Origin of the sequence: Shinella sp. SUS2 (assembly GCF_001262505.1) — a bacterium.
GTDB lineage: Bacteria > Pseudomonadota > Alphaproteobacteria > Rhizobiales > Rhizobiaceae > Shinella.
On sequence record NZ_KQ410758.1, the window covers coordinates 1 to 16599 of the forward strand.

General features: G+C 60.9%; 15 protein-coding genes, 2 pseudogenes and 1 other annotated feature. Of the genes and pseudogenes, 3 read left to right on the plus strand and 14 right to left on the minus strand.

The window, feature by feature from the left end; translation table 11 throughout:
* Positions 1-8 precede the first annotated feature (8 nt).
* The 7 genes and pseudogenes from AKG11_RS33945 to AKG11_RS30395 all read right to left on the minus strand — a co-directional run.
* Positions 9-455, minus strand: a pseudogene (locus AKG11_RS33945) (DDE-type integrase/transposase/recombinase); the annotation flags it as partial.
* 145 nt (positions 456-600) lie between these two features.
* Complete coding sequence (gene ltrA / locus AKG11_RS30360; RefSeq protein WP_245290320.1) at positions 601-2127, minus strand: group II intron reverse transcriptase/maturase; 1527 nt, start codon at positions 2125-2127, stop codon at positions 601-603.
* A 713-nt stretch (positions 2128-2840) separates the two neighbouring features.
* Positions 2841-3604, minus strand: a pseudogene (locus AKG11_RS33950) (IS3 family transposase); the annotation flags it as partial.
* Positions 3204-3320, minus strand: a sequence feature (AL1L pseudoknot). (Overlaps the previous pseudogene by 117 nt.)
* A gap of 79 nt (positions 3605-3683) precedes the next feature.
* Complete coding sequence (gene hemH / locus AKG11_RS30380) at positions 3684-4733, minus strand: ferrochelatase (protein WP_050746666.1); 1050 nt, start codon at positions 4731-4733, stop codon at positions 3684-3686.
* Positions 4734-4786: 53 nt separating this feature from the next.
* Positions 4787-6034: an SAM-dependent methyltransferase gene (locus tag AKG11_RS30385; RefSeq protein ID WP_082342837.1), complete on the minus strand. Its 1248-nt coding sequence runs from the start codon at positions 6032-6034 to the stop codon at positions 4787-4789.
* 70 nt (positions 6035-6104) lie between these two features.
* Positions 6105-6953 carry a DUF1365 domain-containing protein gene (locus AKG11_RS30390; RefSeq protein ID WP_245290281.1) on the minus strand — a complete coding sequence of 283 codons (849 nt, stop codon included), beginning with the start codon at positions 6951-6953 and terminating at the stop codon, positions 6105-6107.
* Positions 6950-7330: a DUF2147 domain-containing protein gene (locus tag AKG11_RS30395; protein WP_050746667.1), complete on the minus strand. Its 381-nt coding sequence runs from the start codon at positions 7328-7330 to the stop codon at positions 6950-6952. Before AKG11_RS30395 ends, AKG11_RS30390 begins: the two co-directional genes overlap by 4 nt.
* Before the next feature lie 120 nt (positions 7331-7450).
* Between AKG11_RS30395 and AKG11_RS30400 the strand changes: the two genes are divergently transcribed.
* Positions 7451-7852, plus strand: coding sequence for a DUF2177 family protein (locus AKG11_RS30400; protein WP_050746668.1), 402 nt, complete (start codon positions 7451-7453; stop codon positions 7850-7852).
* Here the strand turns inward: AKG11_RS30400 and AKG11_RS30405 are convergent.
* Genes AKG11_RS30405 through AKG11_RS30425 form a run of 5 tightly spaced genes read right to left on the minus strand, consistent with a single transcriptional unit; the run spans position 7817 to position 11557 of the window.
* A complete protein-coding gene (locus tag AKG11_RS30405) occupies positions 7817-8416 on the minus strand; it encodes a hypothetical protein (protein ID WP_245290282.1) in 600 nt (199 codons plus the stop codon). The genes AKG11_RS30400 and AKG11_RS30405 overlap by 36 nt on opposite strands.
* Entirely contained in the window at positions 8413-9450 is a 1038-nt protein-coding gene (locus tag AKG11_RS30410; protein ID WP_050746669.1) for an SAM-dependent methyltransferase, read from the minus strand. Before AKG11_RS30410 ends, AKG11_RS30405 begins: the two co-directional genes overlap by 4 nt.
* The gene (locus AKG11_RS30415; RefSeq protein WP_050746670.1) at positions 9447-10262 is read right to left on the minus strand and encodes a DUF1295 domain-containing protein; all 816 of its coding nucleotides are present in this window, start codon (positions 10260-10262) and stop codon (positions 9447-9449) included. The genes AKG11_RS30410 and AKG11_RS30415 overlap by 4 nt, the downstream gene beginning before the upstream one ends.
* A gap of 3 nt (positions 10263-10265) precedes the next feature.
* Positions 10266-10922 carry a ChrR family anti-sigma-E factor gene (locus AKG11_RS30420; RefSeq protein ID WP_050746671.1) on the minus strand — a complete coding sequence of 219 codons (657 nt, stop codon included), beginning with the start codon at positions 10920-10922 and terminating at the stop codon, positions 10266-10268.
* Complete coding sequence (locus tag AKG11_RS30425; protein ID WP_082342840.1) at positions 10919-11557, minus strand: sigma-70 family RNA polymerase sigma factor; 639 nt, start codon at positions 11555-11557, stop codon at positions 10919-10921. Before AKG11_RS30425 ends, AKG11_RS30420 begins: the two co-directional genes overlap by 4 nt.
* Before the next feature lie 135 nt (positions 11558-11692).
* Between AKG11_RS30425 and AKG11_RS30430 the strand changes: the two genes are divergently transcribed.
* Positions 11693-13024 (plus strand): NAD(P)/FAD-dependent oxidoreductase, encoded by a 1332-nt coding sequence (locus tag AKG11_RS30430; protein WP_050746673.1) that lies wholly within the window; start codon positions 11693-11695, stop codon positions 13022-13024.
* A 190-nt stretch (positions 13025-13214) separates the two neighbouring features.
* Here AKG11_RS30430 and AKG11_RS30435 read toward each other — a convergent pair whose 3' ends face one another.
* Both AKG11_RS30435 and AKG11_RS30440 read right to left on the minus strand, forming a co-directional pair.
* Positions 13215-14102: a PfkB family carbohydrate kinase gene (locus tag AKG11_RS30435; RefSeq protein ID WP_003501642.1), complete on the minus strand. Its 888-nt coding sequence runs from the start codon at positions 14100-14102 to the stop codon at positions 13215-13217.
* A gap of 238 nt (positions 14103-14340) precedes the next feature.
* Entirely contained in the window at positions 14341-15429 is a 1089-nt protein-coding gene (locus AKG11_RS30440) for a LacI family DNA-binding transcriptional regulator (RefSeq protein WP_003501640.1), read from the minus strand.
* A 260-nt stretch (positions 15430-15689) separates the two neighbouring features.
* Between AKG11_RS30440 and AKG11_RS30445 the strand changes: the two genes are divergently transcribed.
* Positions 15690-16535 (plus strand): ABC transporter substrate-binding protein, encoded by an 846-nt coding sequence (locus AKG11_RS30445; protein WP_003501639.1) that lies wholly within the window; start codon positions 15690-15692, stop codon positions 16533-16535.
* Positions 16536-16599: the final 64 nt, after the last annotated feature.

The window sequence follows — 16599 nt, forward strand, 5'->3', positions numbered from 1 at the left end:
GTATGTGGCTATCCTCGCACAGAATCTGGACGAAGGGGCTTGACCTCTACGATGCGATTAAACAACCAGTCGACCCATTCCAAAGTGGCGAACTCTACGGCTTCGAAGTTTCGCCACGGCCCACGTCGATGGATGACCTCGGCCTTGTAAAGACCGTTGATCGTTTCGGCGAGAGCGTTGTCATAACTGTCGCCGACACTGCCGACAGACGGCTCGATGCCAGCCTCCGCCAGTCGCTCAGAATAGCGAATGGACACATATTGCGAGCCGCGGTCGGAATGGTGAACCAGCCCGCCACGGTGGACGGGCCGTCGATCATGAAGTGCCTGATCGAGGGCATCGAGCACAAAGCCCGCATGGGCAGTCCGGCTTGCCCGCCAACCGACGATGCGGCGAGCGAAGGCGTCGATCACGAACGCGACGTAAACGAAGCCCTGCCAAGTGGCCAGTGGAGTAAGAAGCGCGGATGCGCTTCTCCTCCCCGAACCGTACGTGCACCTTTCAGCGCATACGGCTCTCTATTCNAGTGGAGTAAGAAGCGCGGATGCGCTTCTCCTCCCCGAACCGTACGTGCACCTTTCAGCGCATACGGCTCTCTATTCAACCTTGGCCCATGGCCATGGCAACATCACGATAGTTCGAGGTGACGGTGCTGCGCGTTTCGCTCCGGAAGATGTATGGATTGATCTCCGGATTCCGCCATCGGAACTGCGCCTTTGGACTCGATACCATTCGGCGCAGAGCCTTTCCGACACGGTTTCCACGTTCACTTCGTCCGTAAACGAGCCAGGTTTTTGCCTTGCCCGCCTCCGGCGCCCGATACCAGCTCCGCATCAAGGGTTTGATGCGTGACCGATATTTCCGCGCCAGCCAGTGCGCCAGTTTCCAGAACACGACATGGTCGATGCGCCGGAAGGTGCGTGCTGTGAAGTCGGTGAACTTGTAGAACGCCGCCCATCCCGCCAGTTGGCGGTTCAGGCGGTCCACCATGTCGACCTTGCCAACATCATGATTGCCGGAAAGGGCCTCGGTCAGTCTGCGAACAAACGCCTTGGCCTTTTCCTTGGGTATCGTCGTGACGACGGACATGTGCCCGTTCGGCCCTCGCTTTCGGATGATCCTATGCCCCAGAAAGACAAACCCGTCATCGACGTGGGTGATATGGGTCTTTTCCATATTCAACGTCAGCTTCAGGCGGTCTTCCAGAAAGGCCCGGCATTCCTCGCGGATTTCTTCGGCATGGACCTTCGTCCCTTTGACGATGACGACGAAGTCATCGGCATAGCGACAATAGGCAATCGCAGGTTTCCATTGCCGGTTCTCTCGAACCGTTATGGGGCGTCCCTGCTGAATGCCGAAGTTCCATGCCCAGCGATCCTTACGGGCTTTCCTATTCAGGTATTTCGCCTCCAGCCATGCATCAAACTCATGGAGCATGATGTTGGACAGGAGCGGCGACAGCACGCCGCCTTGCGGAACACCCTCGCTGGACGCCATGAACAGACCACGATCAATATGGCCTGCCTTCAGGATTCGCCAGAGAAGATCGACAAACCGTCCGTCCCGCACCCGCCGCCGTACGCATTGCAGAAGCAGCCGATGATGAACGGTGTCGAAGTAGCTCGCCAGATCACCTTCGATGATCCAGCGTCCCTTCGTGCCACCGCCATCCTGAAGCTGTATCTTCACGGTGCGGACAGCATGATGCACACTGCGTTCCGGCCGGAAGCCATAGGACAGGCGATGGAAGTCGCTCTCCCATATCGGCTCCATGGCCATCAGCATGGCACGTTGGACAATGCGGTCTGTCAGGGTCGGTATACCCAGCGGTCGTAGCTTGCCATTGGCTTTCGGGATATAGATTCGCTTGACCGGCTTCGGGCGATAGGTCCCCTTCAGCAGGTTTGTCCGCAGGTCGGCCAGATGGCGATCCAGCCCGGCCTGCATCCGTCGCTTATCCATTCCGTCAATGCCCGGAGTTCGTGCGCCACTCGACGCCAGAACTCTCCGGGCGGCTTCGGCAAGCCATTCCCGGTCGGCAATGAGCCGAAGAAGACGATCGAACCGACGGTTCGGACCGGCCTCGGCCCATGTTGCGAGCTTGTGCTGCATTTCGCTGATTATCAAAGGTCTTCACCTCGTTTGGTCAGGTAGTTTGCACTCCAAGCAGATTGAACTGTTCCCCTTCGCCATGTGGCAGGCTTTCCCTGCCGCGGACTACTACGGGAACTCCGCCAGCATGATGGACATCAGGGTCAACTCCCTTGCGACGCGGTACATCGTGGGCATTCCATCATGCCTTCCCTCGTTCATATGCTGGACATTCCGCGCAGTGGGGAGGTTGCCGATCGCAGTCCTTGTCCTTGCGTCCCGCAAGTCGATGCCGCTGCCATGGTCTGACTGTGTTCTCCCCATGACTCCCTGCAGGCGACCTACATGTACGCCCACATTCGGATGCCGCCGACATACGTCTCCAGCGACCTCATCAGCATTTCGCCTGTTAAGCCGTGTAGGCGAAGGCGACATTTCAGCCCTCGGATGCGGATTAACCGGTTCGTGTTCCTCAACCTTCCAGTGCTACAGCCTCGGGAACCATCTCGGCGTAACGGCTTCGCCTCAATTCCCTTTACCTGCGGGCTACGTCACCCTGCCAGTTGACGACAGGTCACCGCCGCTTGGGCTCTTGCCCCCTCACAGCAGGGAGCAGGCATTCTTCAAAACCTCCTTTCTCAATGCATTCCAGTCATATGCACCCCGGTCTATCCGGGACGAGGCGCACCNGCAGGCATTCTTCAAAACCTCCTTTCTCAATGCATTCCAGTCATATGCACCCCGGTCTATCCGGGACGAGGCGCACCATAGGTGAAATCGGATAACCACAGCATGTTCGGCGCGGGAGCGTAAAACTGCCGGTTCACCCGATCGAGCGGACATGGCGCGGTCTTGTCACTGACCGTCGTGCGGATCGGTTTGCCGCGAATTATGCCCTGCAGCCCCATTGCCCTCATAAGCCGAGCGACTGTGCAGCGGGCGATGTCGTAACCTTCCCGTTGCAACTGTCGCCAGACCTTGCGCACGCCATAGACCTGGAAGTTCTCGTTGAACACCCGGCGTATCTCGACCTTCATGGCAATGTCGCGTCGAGCGCGGGCCGACAGACGGTCCACATCCGTGCGCTTGGCGATGACCTCATAATAGGTGGACGGGGCAATCGGCAGCAGTCTGCAAATTGGCTCGACCCCGAGCACCGAGCGGTGTTCGTCGATGAAGGAAATCATCGCTTCAGTGGGCGGTCGAGCTCCGCCATCGCAAAATACGCAGAGGCTTTGCGCAAAATCTCGTTGGCCTGACGAAGCTCGCGGTTCTCCCGCTCCAGAGCCTTCATCTTCTCGGCGACGTCACTCGGCAGGCCAGCTCGCTTGCCGCTGTCCACCTCAGCCTTCTTCACCCATTCATTGAGCGTATGCGCAGAGCAGCCGATCTTGGCGGCTATGGAAGACACGGCCGCCCACCGCGACGGATGCTCTGCTTCATGCTCGACAACCATTCGAACGGCGCGGGCGCGTACTTCAGGAGAAAACTTGTTCGTCGTCTTGCTTGTCATAGACCCTACTTCTCACGAGTTGGGGTCTCCGGCAAACTCGGCGCGGTTCAATTCCCGGCAGGCAGTACCTTAAGACCTACTACGGCGCCTTGGGGTTCACCCAACCGGAAAGCTCCCGCCTAACGATCTTCTCCAGCACTTTTATGCCTTCCGGCGAATCGTTCAGGCAGGGGATGTGCGCGAACTTTTCGCCGCCGTTGTGCAGGAAGCTGTCGGCAGCCTCCTCGGCGATCTCTTCCAGTGTTTCCAGGCAGTCGGAAACGAACCCGGGATTTAGCACGGCGATACGTTTGACACCTTCCTGCGCCAGCTTTTCCACGGTCTTGTCGGTGTAGGGCTGCAACCATTCCTCCGGCCCGAAGCGGGACTGGAAGGTGACCACGAGCCTGTCGCTCGACCAGCCGAGGCGTTCGCGCAGCAGGCGCGCGGTCTTCTGGCACTGGCAGTAATAGGGGTCGCCCTTCTCGAAATAGCTTTTCGGAATGCCGTGGAAGGAGGTCAGTACCTTTTCCGGCTCCCAGTCGAGCGTCGCAAGATGCTTCTCGATGGAGAGGGCGAGCGCGTCGATATAGGCCGGGTCGTCGTGATAGGGCGGCACGGTGCGCAGCGCCGGCTGCCAGCGCATCTTCAGCAGCGTGTCGAACGCCTTGTCGTTGACGGTCGCCGTCGTTGCGGCCGCATATTGCGGATAGAGCGGGAAGACGACGATGCGCTCGCAGCCCTGCTTCTGCAGGTGTTCCATGCGCGAAGCGATGGAGGGCTGGCCATAGCGCATCGCCCAGTCGACGACGACGTTCGGATGATCCTTGATGGCTTCGGCCATCAGCTCGGCCTGGCTGCGGGTATAGGTGCGCAGGTAGCTCTCGTTCCGGTCCTTGTTCCAGATCGTCTCATAGGCCTTGCCGACCTTGCCGGGACGGGTGTTGAGCACGATGCCGAAGAGGATCGGATACCAGGCGATGCGCGGCCACTCGATGACGCGCTTGTCCATGAGGAATTCCTTCAGGTAGCGCCGCATGGACGTGTAGTCCGTGCCGTCGGGCGTGCCGAGATTGACGAGCAGAACGCCGACCTTGCCATGCTTGACAGGCGGATGGCTGTGTTCGATTTTTGCAGATGTTATTCGCATTCTTTGTCGTGCCAATTTCAGTTACCAGGAAGCGTGGGAGAAAGCGCGGAAGTTTACCGCCTCGCGCGAGTGGGGTCGGCAGACCGTTCCAATACATAGAGGCCGACATCTATGGTTCCCGCCTTAAAACCAGCCGCGCAGTAACAAAGATAATAGTCCCACAAACGGTGGAACTGTTCAGAGTAACCCAATGCGTTGATCCTCGGCCAAGCAGCATGGAAGCGTCGCCGCCATTCGAGGAGCGTTCGAGCATAATCCAATCCAAAATACTCGGATTGCACCAATTGAAGTCCTGCGCGCGCGGCCTGCTCCTGAATTATGCCTTTGGTCGGAAGCATGCCGCCAGGGAAGACATGTCGCTGAATGAAATCTGCCCCGCCTCGATATGCGGCAAAACGGCTCTCGTCGATCGTGATGACCTGAAGCACGGCGTGTCCGCCCGCGCGAAGCCTTTGCTGCAGAGTCTTGAAAAACAGCGGCCAATAGGCCTCTCCAACCGCTTCCAGCATCTCGATGGACACGATCCGGTCAAAGCTTCCCGTGACATCCCTATAGTCTTTCAACTGCAGGCGGACCGCTTCCTGCAGGCCGTTGGCCCGGATGCACTCCGTCGCATGGTCCAGTTGCGCTGAGGATAGCGTTACACCATCCACCGTGGCGCCCGCATGTGCGAGACTTGCTGCGAGTGCGCCCCAACCGCAACCGATCTCGAGAATTTGCTCACCCCCCTTGATCGACAGGAGTTGTTTGACCCGCTCTATCTTTGCCCGTTGGGCCTCCTCCAGGCTGAGGGCCGGTTCCGTGTAGAGTGCTGAGGAATAGGTCATGCTCGGGTCGAGCCACTCCCTGTAGAAGGCATTGCCGAGGTCGTAATGATAGGCGATGTTCTTTCGGCTGCCGGTCTTGTTGTTCGCGCGCAGCGCATGGCGGAACCGGTGCAGCAGCCTGACCGCTAGGTGGCCTGAAATCTTTCCGTCAAGCATATCGATGTTGCGTGCGGCCAATTCCAGGCAGGCTTCCAGGTCCGGCGTCGACCAGTCCCCATCGATATAGGCTTCCGCAAAGCCGAGATCACCGCCTGTCGCGAGCCGGCGGACGGCCCGCCATCTGTGAATATTGATCGCCGCCGAAGGCCCCGGACGTGTGCCGATATGTTCACTACGTTCGCCTGAGGGCAGGACAACTGTGATTTTCCCGATATCGACAGATGCGATGACGGCGTTCATTGCGCGCGCGAAAAGTCCGATCCTCGCTCGGTTTTCGCCAAGACCACGCCTGAATATTCTTGCTAATGCGACCACGATGTCTTCCTGAAAAAATTTATAAAATTATGGGGCAGGCGCTTCGGACGCCGTGCGGCTCAAAGCCGTTTCACGCCGTGTCCGAGTAACTTGCTGTTTCCGGTGGTGGCGGACTTGTGCGGAAGCGTGCGCCTTTCAGCCAAAGCTTGAAGGCTTCCCAATGGATACCGGCCATCACCTTCATCGTCATGAAGGGGAAACGGATCAGGCAGCGCGCCAGCATGCCGTCCGTCAGCGGCGCGGCGTCCGCATTGAACGTGGCGGCCATAACCGGCTCTTTGCCTGCGGTTTCATGAATTCGCAGCCGGACAGTCCGGCCGGGCGGGAGGATGCGGAAGTGGTAGCGCAGCCCCATGTCCATGAAGGGGGAAACATGAAAAACCTTCGTTCGCGTCTGCCGAATGCCGGCGGCGCTGATGTCGCCCGCAAGGACCGGTGCCACGTAGCTGTGGCGTTCGCCGAAGGTGTTCCTGACTGCATAGATGATGGCAACCAACCGGTCTTCGTCGTTATAGGCGAAATAGGTCGAGAGCGGGTTGAAGACATAACCGAACATACGTGGGTAGGCGAGGAGCAGGATACGCGCTGCGGGCCTTTCGAGGCCGGCGCGCGCCAGCAGACGGTCAGCGAACTGTCGCAGCGTCTCACCGTCCTCTTCGACGTGATCGCGCTCGTGGAACGACAGGATTCCCGCGCGGTTCACCGCAAGCATACGGGTTAGCCCGGCAAGAGCGAAAAGCTGGTCAACATCCACGAGGAGGGAAAAGACGCTATAGCTGAAGCGATGACCGAAAGGACTGAGCCTCTGGTGCATCACCTTTCCGGGATAAAGCGTGCCGGCCGCAGATGGCGGCTGGCCGTTGTCAGCCATGCTGGTGACCCGGACCTGCTTCATGCCTTGCTTTTCTCCGTTCATCATCGGGCCGGCTGCCAGCGCACATTCTTGCAAAGCACGCCGCCAAGAATACAGCCACGCGTTAGAAGCGAGTTGTCGGACACCTGCACCGTGATCGAATAGGTGCGCTCGCGTTTCTCATCAAAGGCGGTGCCGGATAATGTATCTGGCGATTTGGGCTGAAGCGACATGATCAGGCGGTCACCGGCTTCTTCGCCCTTACTGGTATCTCTGATCCAGAGATTGGTGGCGCAGATATTGCGGCCGCATGGCGCAATGCGCACACGCGCATTCCCGTCATCGCGCAGCCAGACACCGCTCGGATCGGCGGATTGCTGCGCGTGGGACGCAGAGGCAGTCAGCATCAGGGCGGAAAACGCAGTCAGAACGGCTATCCTCATCGGTCCATCCTCGTTGCTTTTCCTTGAATACGCACGCGTGGGCGCATCGGTTCACCCGAGGTGATCCGTCAACACAACGAAGGCGTAGAAATGTCGACAAACCTAGTGGGAGACATCGGTATGAAAACCATCGTCATCGCCTATCTGGCGACCGGCATCGCCTTTTTGATCGTCGATGCCATCTGGCTTTCAACGATGGCGGATATGCTGTACCGGCCGCTCTTGGGCGACAAACTGGCGCCGCAGTTTCATCTGGCGCCGGCCGTTGTCTTCTATCTGATCTACGTTGCCGGCATCGTGTTTTTCGCCGTGGTGCCCGCGCTCGACGAGGGCGGGCTCAGCAAGGCTGCGCTGAACGGTGCGATCCTCGGCCTGGTAGCTTACGCGACCTATGACCTCACCAACCAGGCGACACTCAAGGACTGGCCGCTTTCCGTTACGCTCGCCGATATTCCGTGGGGAGCCTTCGTCACGGCGTCCGGTGCATCAGCCGGCTTTCTCGTGACGAGCCGCATCGGCTGACCGTTCGGCCTCAGCCAGAATCCCTGAGAACAGGATGGCGACGAAGGCGGTGAGCATGCCGGCGCTCATCAGGTTTAGCCGTGCCAGGGCGGCGTATTGCGCTGCATTGTACTGCGCGAGCGGCAGAGCATAGACATCGTGCAACAGAAGGAAAACGCCGAAGGCGAGCGCGGTAATCGCGAGGGCGACGACACGCTCCCGCGGGCGAAACAGCACAAGCGCGATGACCCCGCACGGAACGAGAAAGATTTCGACTGCCGAGGCGGTGCCGAAGAGCCATGCCGAAAGTACGGTATTGCCGATCCCCGTCAGCGGCAGCAGAGCCCGCCCTGCCACATCATTTCGGCGCGCCACGGCCGGCACGGCGAGAAAGAACGGTGTCGACAGGAACGTGAACCAGGCGGCGGTGATGTCGGCACTCACCAGCCAGAAGAGATAGAGCGGGTAAAAAGGCTGGTTCGACGCGACCAGCAAGGAAATCACGTTCGCCGCAGCGACACGCGGGTCGGGATGGTGCACATAGGCCCGCACCATCGCGGCGAGGCGTTTCAGAAAGAAGATCACGGGCCTGCGCCGGCAGGGCTGAGGCGGTAGTGGCTCACACCCCATTCTTCTCCATCGGCATGGCCGAAGAGCCCGGCCGTGGCGAGGAAAAACATCCGCCAGCGCCGCATCCAGACGGATGCGTCCTTGCGGTAGGTCGCCTCGAAGATGGCGCGGACCGCGTCGCGGTTTCGGTCGAAATTGTCGAGCCAGTCCCGCGCGGTGCGCTCGTAATGCTTGCCGTTCCAACGCCAGTCCCGTTCGACGTTGAAACTGTCGTCGAACGCGCGAACCAGCCCGTGGCTGGGCATGACGCCACCGGTAAAGAAGTGCTGCGCAATCCAGTCCGCCTTGTCGGCATGGTCGAAGCGGTAGGCAGACTTGCGATGCGAAAAGACGTGCAGGAAAAGCCGGCCATCGTCGCGGATCCAGCCGCGTACACGCTGGAGCAGGGAGTGCCAGTTGGACATGTGCTCGAACATTTCCACCGACACGATGCGGTCGAAGGTGCCGACCGGCGAGAACGTGTTCATGTCGGCGGTGATTACGGTCAGATTGCGAAGGCCACGGCGCTTGGCCTCCGCCTCGATATAGAACCGCTGCGACGAGGAATTCGAAACGGAAACGATGCGACCGGACGGAAAGCGCTCCGCCATGAAAAGCGAGAGGGAACCCCAACCACAGCCGAGCTCGAGGATATCCTGCCCGTCGGCGAGGTCCGCGTGCAGGCACGTCTCCTCCAGAGCCGCGATTTCCGCCTCTGCGAGTGTCGTGGCGGGCGAGGCATAGAGGCAGGATGAATATTTACGGCGCGGGCCGAGCACCAGCGAGAAGAATGCCGCGGGAAGCTCGTAGTGTTGGGCATTGGCGTCATCCGTGTGCACGGCGATGGGCCATTCACTCATGGAGCGCGCAAAATCCCGGTCCGTCGGACCGGTCCCCTCCGCCAGCAGCCGGCGCGTGCGGCCAACGAGCCGGCTGATGCCGAACCGCAGGGCATGATCGGGTAACGGCAGCCGCTCGGCGGCGGTGATGGCGGTCACGGCAAGGTTCATATGGTCTGCTCCCGTTTTTGCGCGCCCGGCCAGAAGGCGTTGACGCGCTTGGCATAGGCGGTGAAGGCAGCGCCGCGCGAACGCATCATGTGCGCCTCAAGCGGCGGAATCCCTGAAACATGCACCAGCAGCCAATACATCAAGGCGGGGCCTGCAAGCGCCAGCCAGCCCCAGCCCCAATCGCCGGCAGGGCCGATAGCCACGACTGCATAACCAACCCATCCGAGCCACTGGAAGAAATAGTTGGGATGGCGCGACAGGCCCCAGAGCCCGACATCGCAGACCTTACCCCCATTGGTGTCGTCGTCGCGAAACCGCTCCAGCTGCGCATCGGCAATGCCTTCCCCCACGACGGCGATGACGATGATCGCGATGCCGGCAATATCGCTCCACTGCCAGCCCATGGCCGGGTTGCGTGCTGCGGCGAAGATCGTGGTGGTCAGGAGAAGCGCGGCGGCGGCCTGAATCTGCAGAAACAGGAAGAGACGCCCGCGCCAGCGCTCGCCCCATTCCTCCTGAAGTTTCGCGTAGCGAGGATCCTCACCGCCTTTCAGTGTGCGCCGCAGGATATGCAGGCCAAGACGACAAGACCAGAGCGCAGCCACCGCTGCCATGAGAAGTCGTCGCTGCCCATCGCCCTCCCAGCCCGAAACCCGAACAAGCGCGGCGGTGACACCTGCCCCGCCCACGACAAAGGACCAGACGGTATCGACCCAGCCGGATCCCGCCCCCTTTACGACCGCGAGCCAGACGGCCGCCATGCCCAGCGAGATAGCGGCGGCCAGAAAAAAGAAGAGCGCCGCCGCCGACATGGTTCAGATCCCGAAGATCGGCTGCAGCATGCGGCCGATGACGTTCTTGAAGCGCATCTTGCCTTCCAGGGCGGCGAGGCAGATGCACTCGCCATCCTTATCGACGATCGGCTGGTGCTCGACATCCTCATCCATTTCAGCAAGGTCCCCGGGGAGGAACCGGCCGAAACGATCGGAAAACGATCCCGACACGATGTAGGTGAATTCGGTGCCGACATGCCCGTGGTCGGGAAGCGCGCGGCCGGGGCCGACCTTGAGAAGGATGAGATTGGCATCCGGATCCTGCGGCACGCCGATCCGGCTCATCTTCATACCGGGGCCGATCCAGCGCCAGCGTCCGATATCGCAGCCGCGCAAGGCGTCCGGCAGGCGAATGCCTTCAATCTCCACCGGCACCAGCGGCGGCGGTGCGAGGAGGGCGGGGGCGGCATCCTCGTCATCGAGCATGGCGAGGACGTCGTTCAGCGCGGTTGCCGACATCTGCGTCGGTTCCGTTTCTTCCAGGAGCGCGGCGCCCAGCGCTTCATATTCGCCGACGCGGGCGCGACAGGCCGGGCAGCTCGCCAGATGCGCCCTGACGACGATGGCGGGCGCGGCGGCAAGCGTGCCGGCCGCATAACGCATCAGGGTCTCGTCGGTTGCGTGATGTGTGGTGGTCATGATTTGTCTTCCAGCAGCCCGCGAAGCCGGTTCATGGCCAGGCGTGTTCTAGATTTCACGGTGCCGAGCGGGATACCCAGCTCATCGGCGATTTCAGTCTGCGATTTCTCGCTGAAATACGAGAGGCGGATGATCGTCTGTTGCTCGGGCGAGAGCGCGGTTAGCGCGTCGCGCACCGCCGCATCCCGCTCGGCGCCGAGCATTCCGTCCTCGACCGTATCGGCTGCGGTTTCAGGATCTGGCGGCAGAGCCGAGGGGTCCTTCTGCCGTCGCAGGTGATCAATGCGAATGTTGCGCGCGACCGTGAAGATCCAGGTCGCGACCCCCGCGCGTTCGGCATCAAAATATGATGCCTTGCGCCAGACGGTCAGCATTGTCTCCTGAACGAGATCCTCTGCGGCTGCGGACGACATTGTCCAGCGCAGGAAGAAGGTCTTCAGCTTCGGCCCGAAGTAGCGGAAGAGAAGGGCGAAAGCCTGGCGATCCCGACCTTGCGCGACCTTCAGCATCATCTCAACAAGTGCACCGGGCGAGGGAGGCTGTTGTGTGTCCCTTGAACTCACCACGGCAAGCCGCCGGCCTGTCGGCGCATCTGGTTTGCGATCAATCTGTATCGGGCTCGAAACTTCATTCATGCGTCCTTCTACGCGGCATTTTCATCAGCGGATCACACTCCACGAAATCGGTCATTCGCAGTGATCCGTCAGATTCCTGCGCTCGTAAAGGATACAGATAGTTGTACAGAGTTCGAAAGCCGCAAAAGGATTGCCATGCGCCATTTTCCTCAATCGGGTCGGCCACTCAAAATCGCGGTCGTCGGCACAGGCATCGCCGGTCTTTCAGCGGCCTGGTTGTTGTCGCAGCGTCACGATGTGACGGTTTTCGAGGCGGACAACCGTATCGGTGGCCACTCTCACACAGTGGATGCAGGCGGCGCCCCGGTCGATACCGGCTTTATCGTCTACAACGAAGTGACCTATCCCAACCTTACGGCCCTTTTTGCGCATCTCGATGTACCGACCAAGGCGTCGGATATGTCCTTTGCTGTGTCGATGGACGGTGGGCAGCTGGAATATGCCGGAACGAACCTTGGCGGTCTTTTCGCCCAGCGCAGCAACCTGGCAAGCCCGCGCTTCTGGTCGATGCTGCGCGACCTCGTGCGCTTCTACCGTCAGGCACCAAGCGGCGTGCGCAATCTCGATCCGTCTGCAAGCCTCGACGAATACCTCGATAGCGCCGGGTTCGGGCGGGCATTTCGAGAAGACCACCTTTATCCGATGGCGGCTGCGATCTGGTCAACGCCGGCACTTGAGATCGGCAATTATCCGGCGCTTTCCTTCGTGCGCTTCTGCGAGAACCACGGCTTGCTGAAATTCGTGCGCCGACCGATCTGGCGAACGGTCGATGGCGGAAGTCGCGCCTATGTCGAGCGTCTTACGGCGCCATTCCGCGACAGGATCCGGACAAATGCGCCGGTGAGGTCAATCCGCCGCGTCAACGGCGCGGTTGAGATTTCCGTGGGCGGCGCCGAGGCCGAATGGTTCGATCACGTCGTGATCAGTGCCCATGCCGACCAGGCGCTGGCGATGCTTGCCGACCGCTCCCCACGCGAGGATGAACTGTTGAACGTGTTCGCCTATGGCGACAACGAGACGGTGCTTCACCGGGACGAAACTTTGATGCCAAGTCGCGGGCGTGTCTGGGCAAGCTGGAACTATCTCGCGCAATCCGGACGTGACGGTGCGGCGGTGCGCAAGCCCTGTGTCACCTACTGGATGAACCGGTTGCAGGGGATTTCCGATCCTCGTCCGTATTTCGTCACGCTTAGCCCCTTACATGCCCCGGCCGAAGACAAGGTAATCTGGCGCGGGCTCTACCAGCATCCTCTCTTCAACGCTGCGACGCTTGCCGCCCAAAGGCAGCTATGGTCGCTTCAGGGGAAAGCCAATACATGGTTCTGCGGGTCCTATTTCGGATCCGGCTTCCACGAAGATGCCATTCAGGCTGGGCTAGCTGTTGGCGAAACACTTGGTGGTGTCGAGCGGCCATGGTCGGTGCGCGGGCATTCGGATCGAATTTTCCGGACCTTGCAGGCCACCTAGAGCCGGGCCAAGGATCGTCAGTAGGGCGGTGCTCGGTGGATTTCATTCTGCACCGGGTATATATTCGCAGCCGCAAGTTCGAAGGGCTGCGGGCGACCGGCGGGTGGCCGGTTCGTATCTCATCAAGAGCTTGGAAAGGGTTCCTGATGATCCCGTTGCCTAGCCAACTTGCGAGGGCCAGCGCCTGCTCTCAGACTTCCTGAGGCGCCTCCGCAGGGCGGGTGGTGCGATAGACCTCTTCCAGGCTCATCATATTTGAAAGGTCGATGCTCATCGGGGAAGCGTGGCCGAAGGCGCCGCGTATCAGGCAGGTTTGCGCGGCGGCTTCTGCGGCTTTAGTCAGGATGACTTCGGGCTGGAGGCCATCGAGCAGGCCGACGAGGACGTTGGCGATGTAGGTGTCGCCGGCTCCCAGCGTGTCGATGGGGTCGACCCGTTTGGCCGGGACTTCGACGATGCCGCTGTCGCCGGCGAGAATAGCGCCTTCGATGCCACGGGTGACGAGGCTCCAGTAGGCACCCGCCATGCGGGCGCGTTCGGCCAGCGCGAACGAATCCTCACGGGACGTGCCGCCGGCGGAGAAGGCGATCAGGAAGCAGTGCGGCGCCACCCGTGCGATGCGGTCAGGATCGTGCACGGTGGCGAGATCGTACGAAATTTTCGTCTCCTCGGCAAAGCGCGGCAGCCAGGCGTCCACATGGCTCGACCGGCCGGTGTGGAGGGCATCGAAATCCGAAAGCCGCGTCAGATCTGTCCTTGTCGGCGCGATGATCGAGACGCCGAGATTGGCGCCCACGAAGACCCGGTCGCCGTCCCGCGTCTCGATCACGCAATAGGCTGTCTGCCCCGGCTCAACCCGCAGCGACGAGACATCCACGCCTTCCTCGGTCAGCGCGCGGCGGATCAGGCGGCCGGCATCGTCGTCGCAGACCGCGCCGGCATAGGCGGTTTCGGCGCCGGCGCGGCTTGCGAAGACGGCATGATTGACGCAGTTCCCGCCGGGAAACATCAGGTTCTGGTCGCGGTAGCAGTCGACGACATTGTCGCCGAAGGCGAGAATTCTGGCGGGACGCGGCATCGGGCAGGCTCTCCTGAGAATTAAGCTGAGAACGTTCTCAAGTAAAAGGTCGAACCGAAAAAGGCAACCGATTTCGTAAGCCGCGCGCGCCGGATATCAGGAGCGATGATGAAATATGGAGGAAACGGCCAGGCTCGGTGAAGGGTGGCCGTCGGTATTGCCGCGAGAACGGTATGGAAAAACAACAGGCAATAAGTCCTCGCGTTCGGCTTGCGGGGAGGACTGTTCCGCCCGGAAATCAGAGCTGCGCAACCGAGCCGCGTTCGATCAATTCCGCAGGCATCAGCACGGTGCGCGGCGGATAGTCCTCACCGCGGATGCGCTCCAGCAGCATCCGCGCGGCGGCCTCGCCCATGGCAAGCCGCGGCTGTGCGACGGTGGTGATGCCGGGACGGTGAAAACTCATCCAGTCGAGATCGTCAAAGCAAATGATCGATACATCCTGCGGGATGGAGAGCTTCAACTCGGCGAGCGCCCGCATGGCGCCTTCCGACATGGTGCCGTCCGTGGTGAACAGCGCCGTTGGAGGCTCAGGGCTTGTCATCAGGCGCGGTACGACGGCCTGTGCGGCCAAGGCGGAATAGCTGCCGGCCCGCAGTGTCAGGAACGGATCTACAGGCAGGCCTTCGATCCGGTGCGCGCGGATATAGCCGAGAAGACGCTGCCAGCTCGGATAGAGCGTCTCGCTTTCGATAGGATCGCCGGCGACGGCGCGGGCGAGGAAGGTCTCCAGCCCGCCGCTCTCTTCGTCCGCGAGTTCCGCCACGATGCCGATCCGGCGATGGCCGGCGGCGATCAAATGGCGCACGGCCTGCTCCGACGCGGCTATGTTGTCGGTCGCGACGCGATCGACCATCAGACCGGCAACGGCGCGGTCGATCAGCACGAGTGGAACGCCCATAGCCTTGAGACTATGCAAATGCCGCGCCTTGCGCGTATCACTCGGCGTGACGATCAGCCCGTCCACCTGTTTTTGCGTCAGAAGCTCGACCGAGTGAACCTCCTTGGGCTGCGCCTCATCGCTGTTGGTGATCAACAGGCCGAAGCCGTTCGCTTCCGCGACGTTGGAAATGCCGCGCAAAACAGAGGCGTAGAACGGGTTCTGAATATCGCCGGCGACGACGCCGAGCGTGCGGGTCTTGCCGGTGATGAGGCTACGGGCCAGCGCATTGGGGCGATAGCCGAGGCTTTGGGCCGCCTTGAGAACCTGTTCCTTCTTGTCATCGCTGGTGTAGCCGTAGCCGCCGAGCACGCGTCCTGCAGTCGCCGTGGAAACACCCGCCGCCCGTGCAACCTCTGTGATCGTTGCCTTGCTTTTCGGAGCCACGTGGCCATTCCTCTCACAAACTGATCTGCCGAACTGAGAATCTTTTCATGTCTCGTCGGGAAAAATCGGCAACTCTTTATAGGTGTTAGCAGATCGGCAGGGGTTTTCAACGGCTTTGAGCGCGATGTCTTGATAAGACGGCGCTTGACGGCAGGGCAATCTCCGTGTCTCATATGTGAGAACGTTCTCGTTAATTTTTCAAGGGGAACCAGAGAACGGAAGTCCGAGCCCGCCGGGTTCGCTACAACAAGGAGGTCGTCATGTTTAAATCCATTCTGGCCGGATGTGTGCTGAGCGCCGCGCTGGCGATGCCGGCGCTGGCCGATGTCATTCCCGCGCTGCACGATGCGCTGCCGCAGGAATACAAGGACAACGGCATCAAGGCCGCGGTCTTCAACGATTGGGCGCCGGACGAGTACCAGGATGCCGATGGCCAGCTCAAGGGCTGGAGCGTCGACATCGCCAAGGAGATGGAACAGCGCCTCGGCGTGACCTTCACCTTCGAGGGCACGAGCTTCGACGCCATCATTCCGGGCCTGCAGTCCAAGCGTTTCGATGCCGGCTTCTCGTCCTTCGGTACGACGGCGGAGCGCCTGAAGACGCTCGACTTCGTTTCCCAGCGCCGCATCGGCACCTCCTTTGCCTATCCGAAAGACAGCACGCTCGACATCAAGTCGGCAGAGGATGCCTGCGGGCTGACGATCGCCGTCCTGAACGGCTCCTGGGACATCGGCCTTCTTGAAAAACTGAACGCCAATGAGTGCAAGGACAAGCCGGTCGTCATGCAGACGCATGGCACGCAGGCACAGGCGGAGCTTGCCGTGCGCTCCAACCGGGCGCAGGCGACGGTGGGCGGATCGGTGAAGCTTGCCTATATGGCTAAACAGACCGGCGACCTGAAGGTGTCCGATCTGGTCCTGTCGCCGGTCAATAGCTGCATCGGCGTGCGCAAGGGCGATCCGCTCGGCCAGGTGCTGACGGATGCGATCCAGTCGATGATCGACGACGGCACCTATGAGAAGATCATGGCCAAGTGGGGCCTCAACGACAGCGGCATGCTGAGCAAGGCGCTGCTGATCACGGAAGAGCATCCGGCCGATCTGTGAGGCACCGTTTTGCCGCATGCAAAACCATTCCGGCCCGAAGCCCGCTTCGGGCCGGATCGGACAG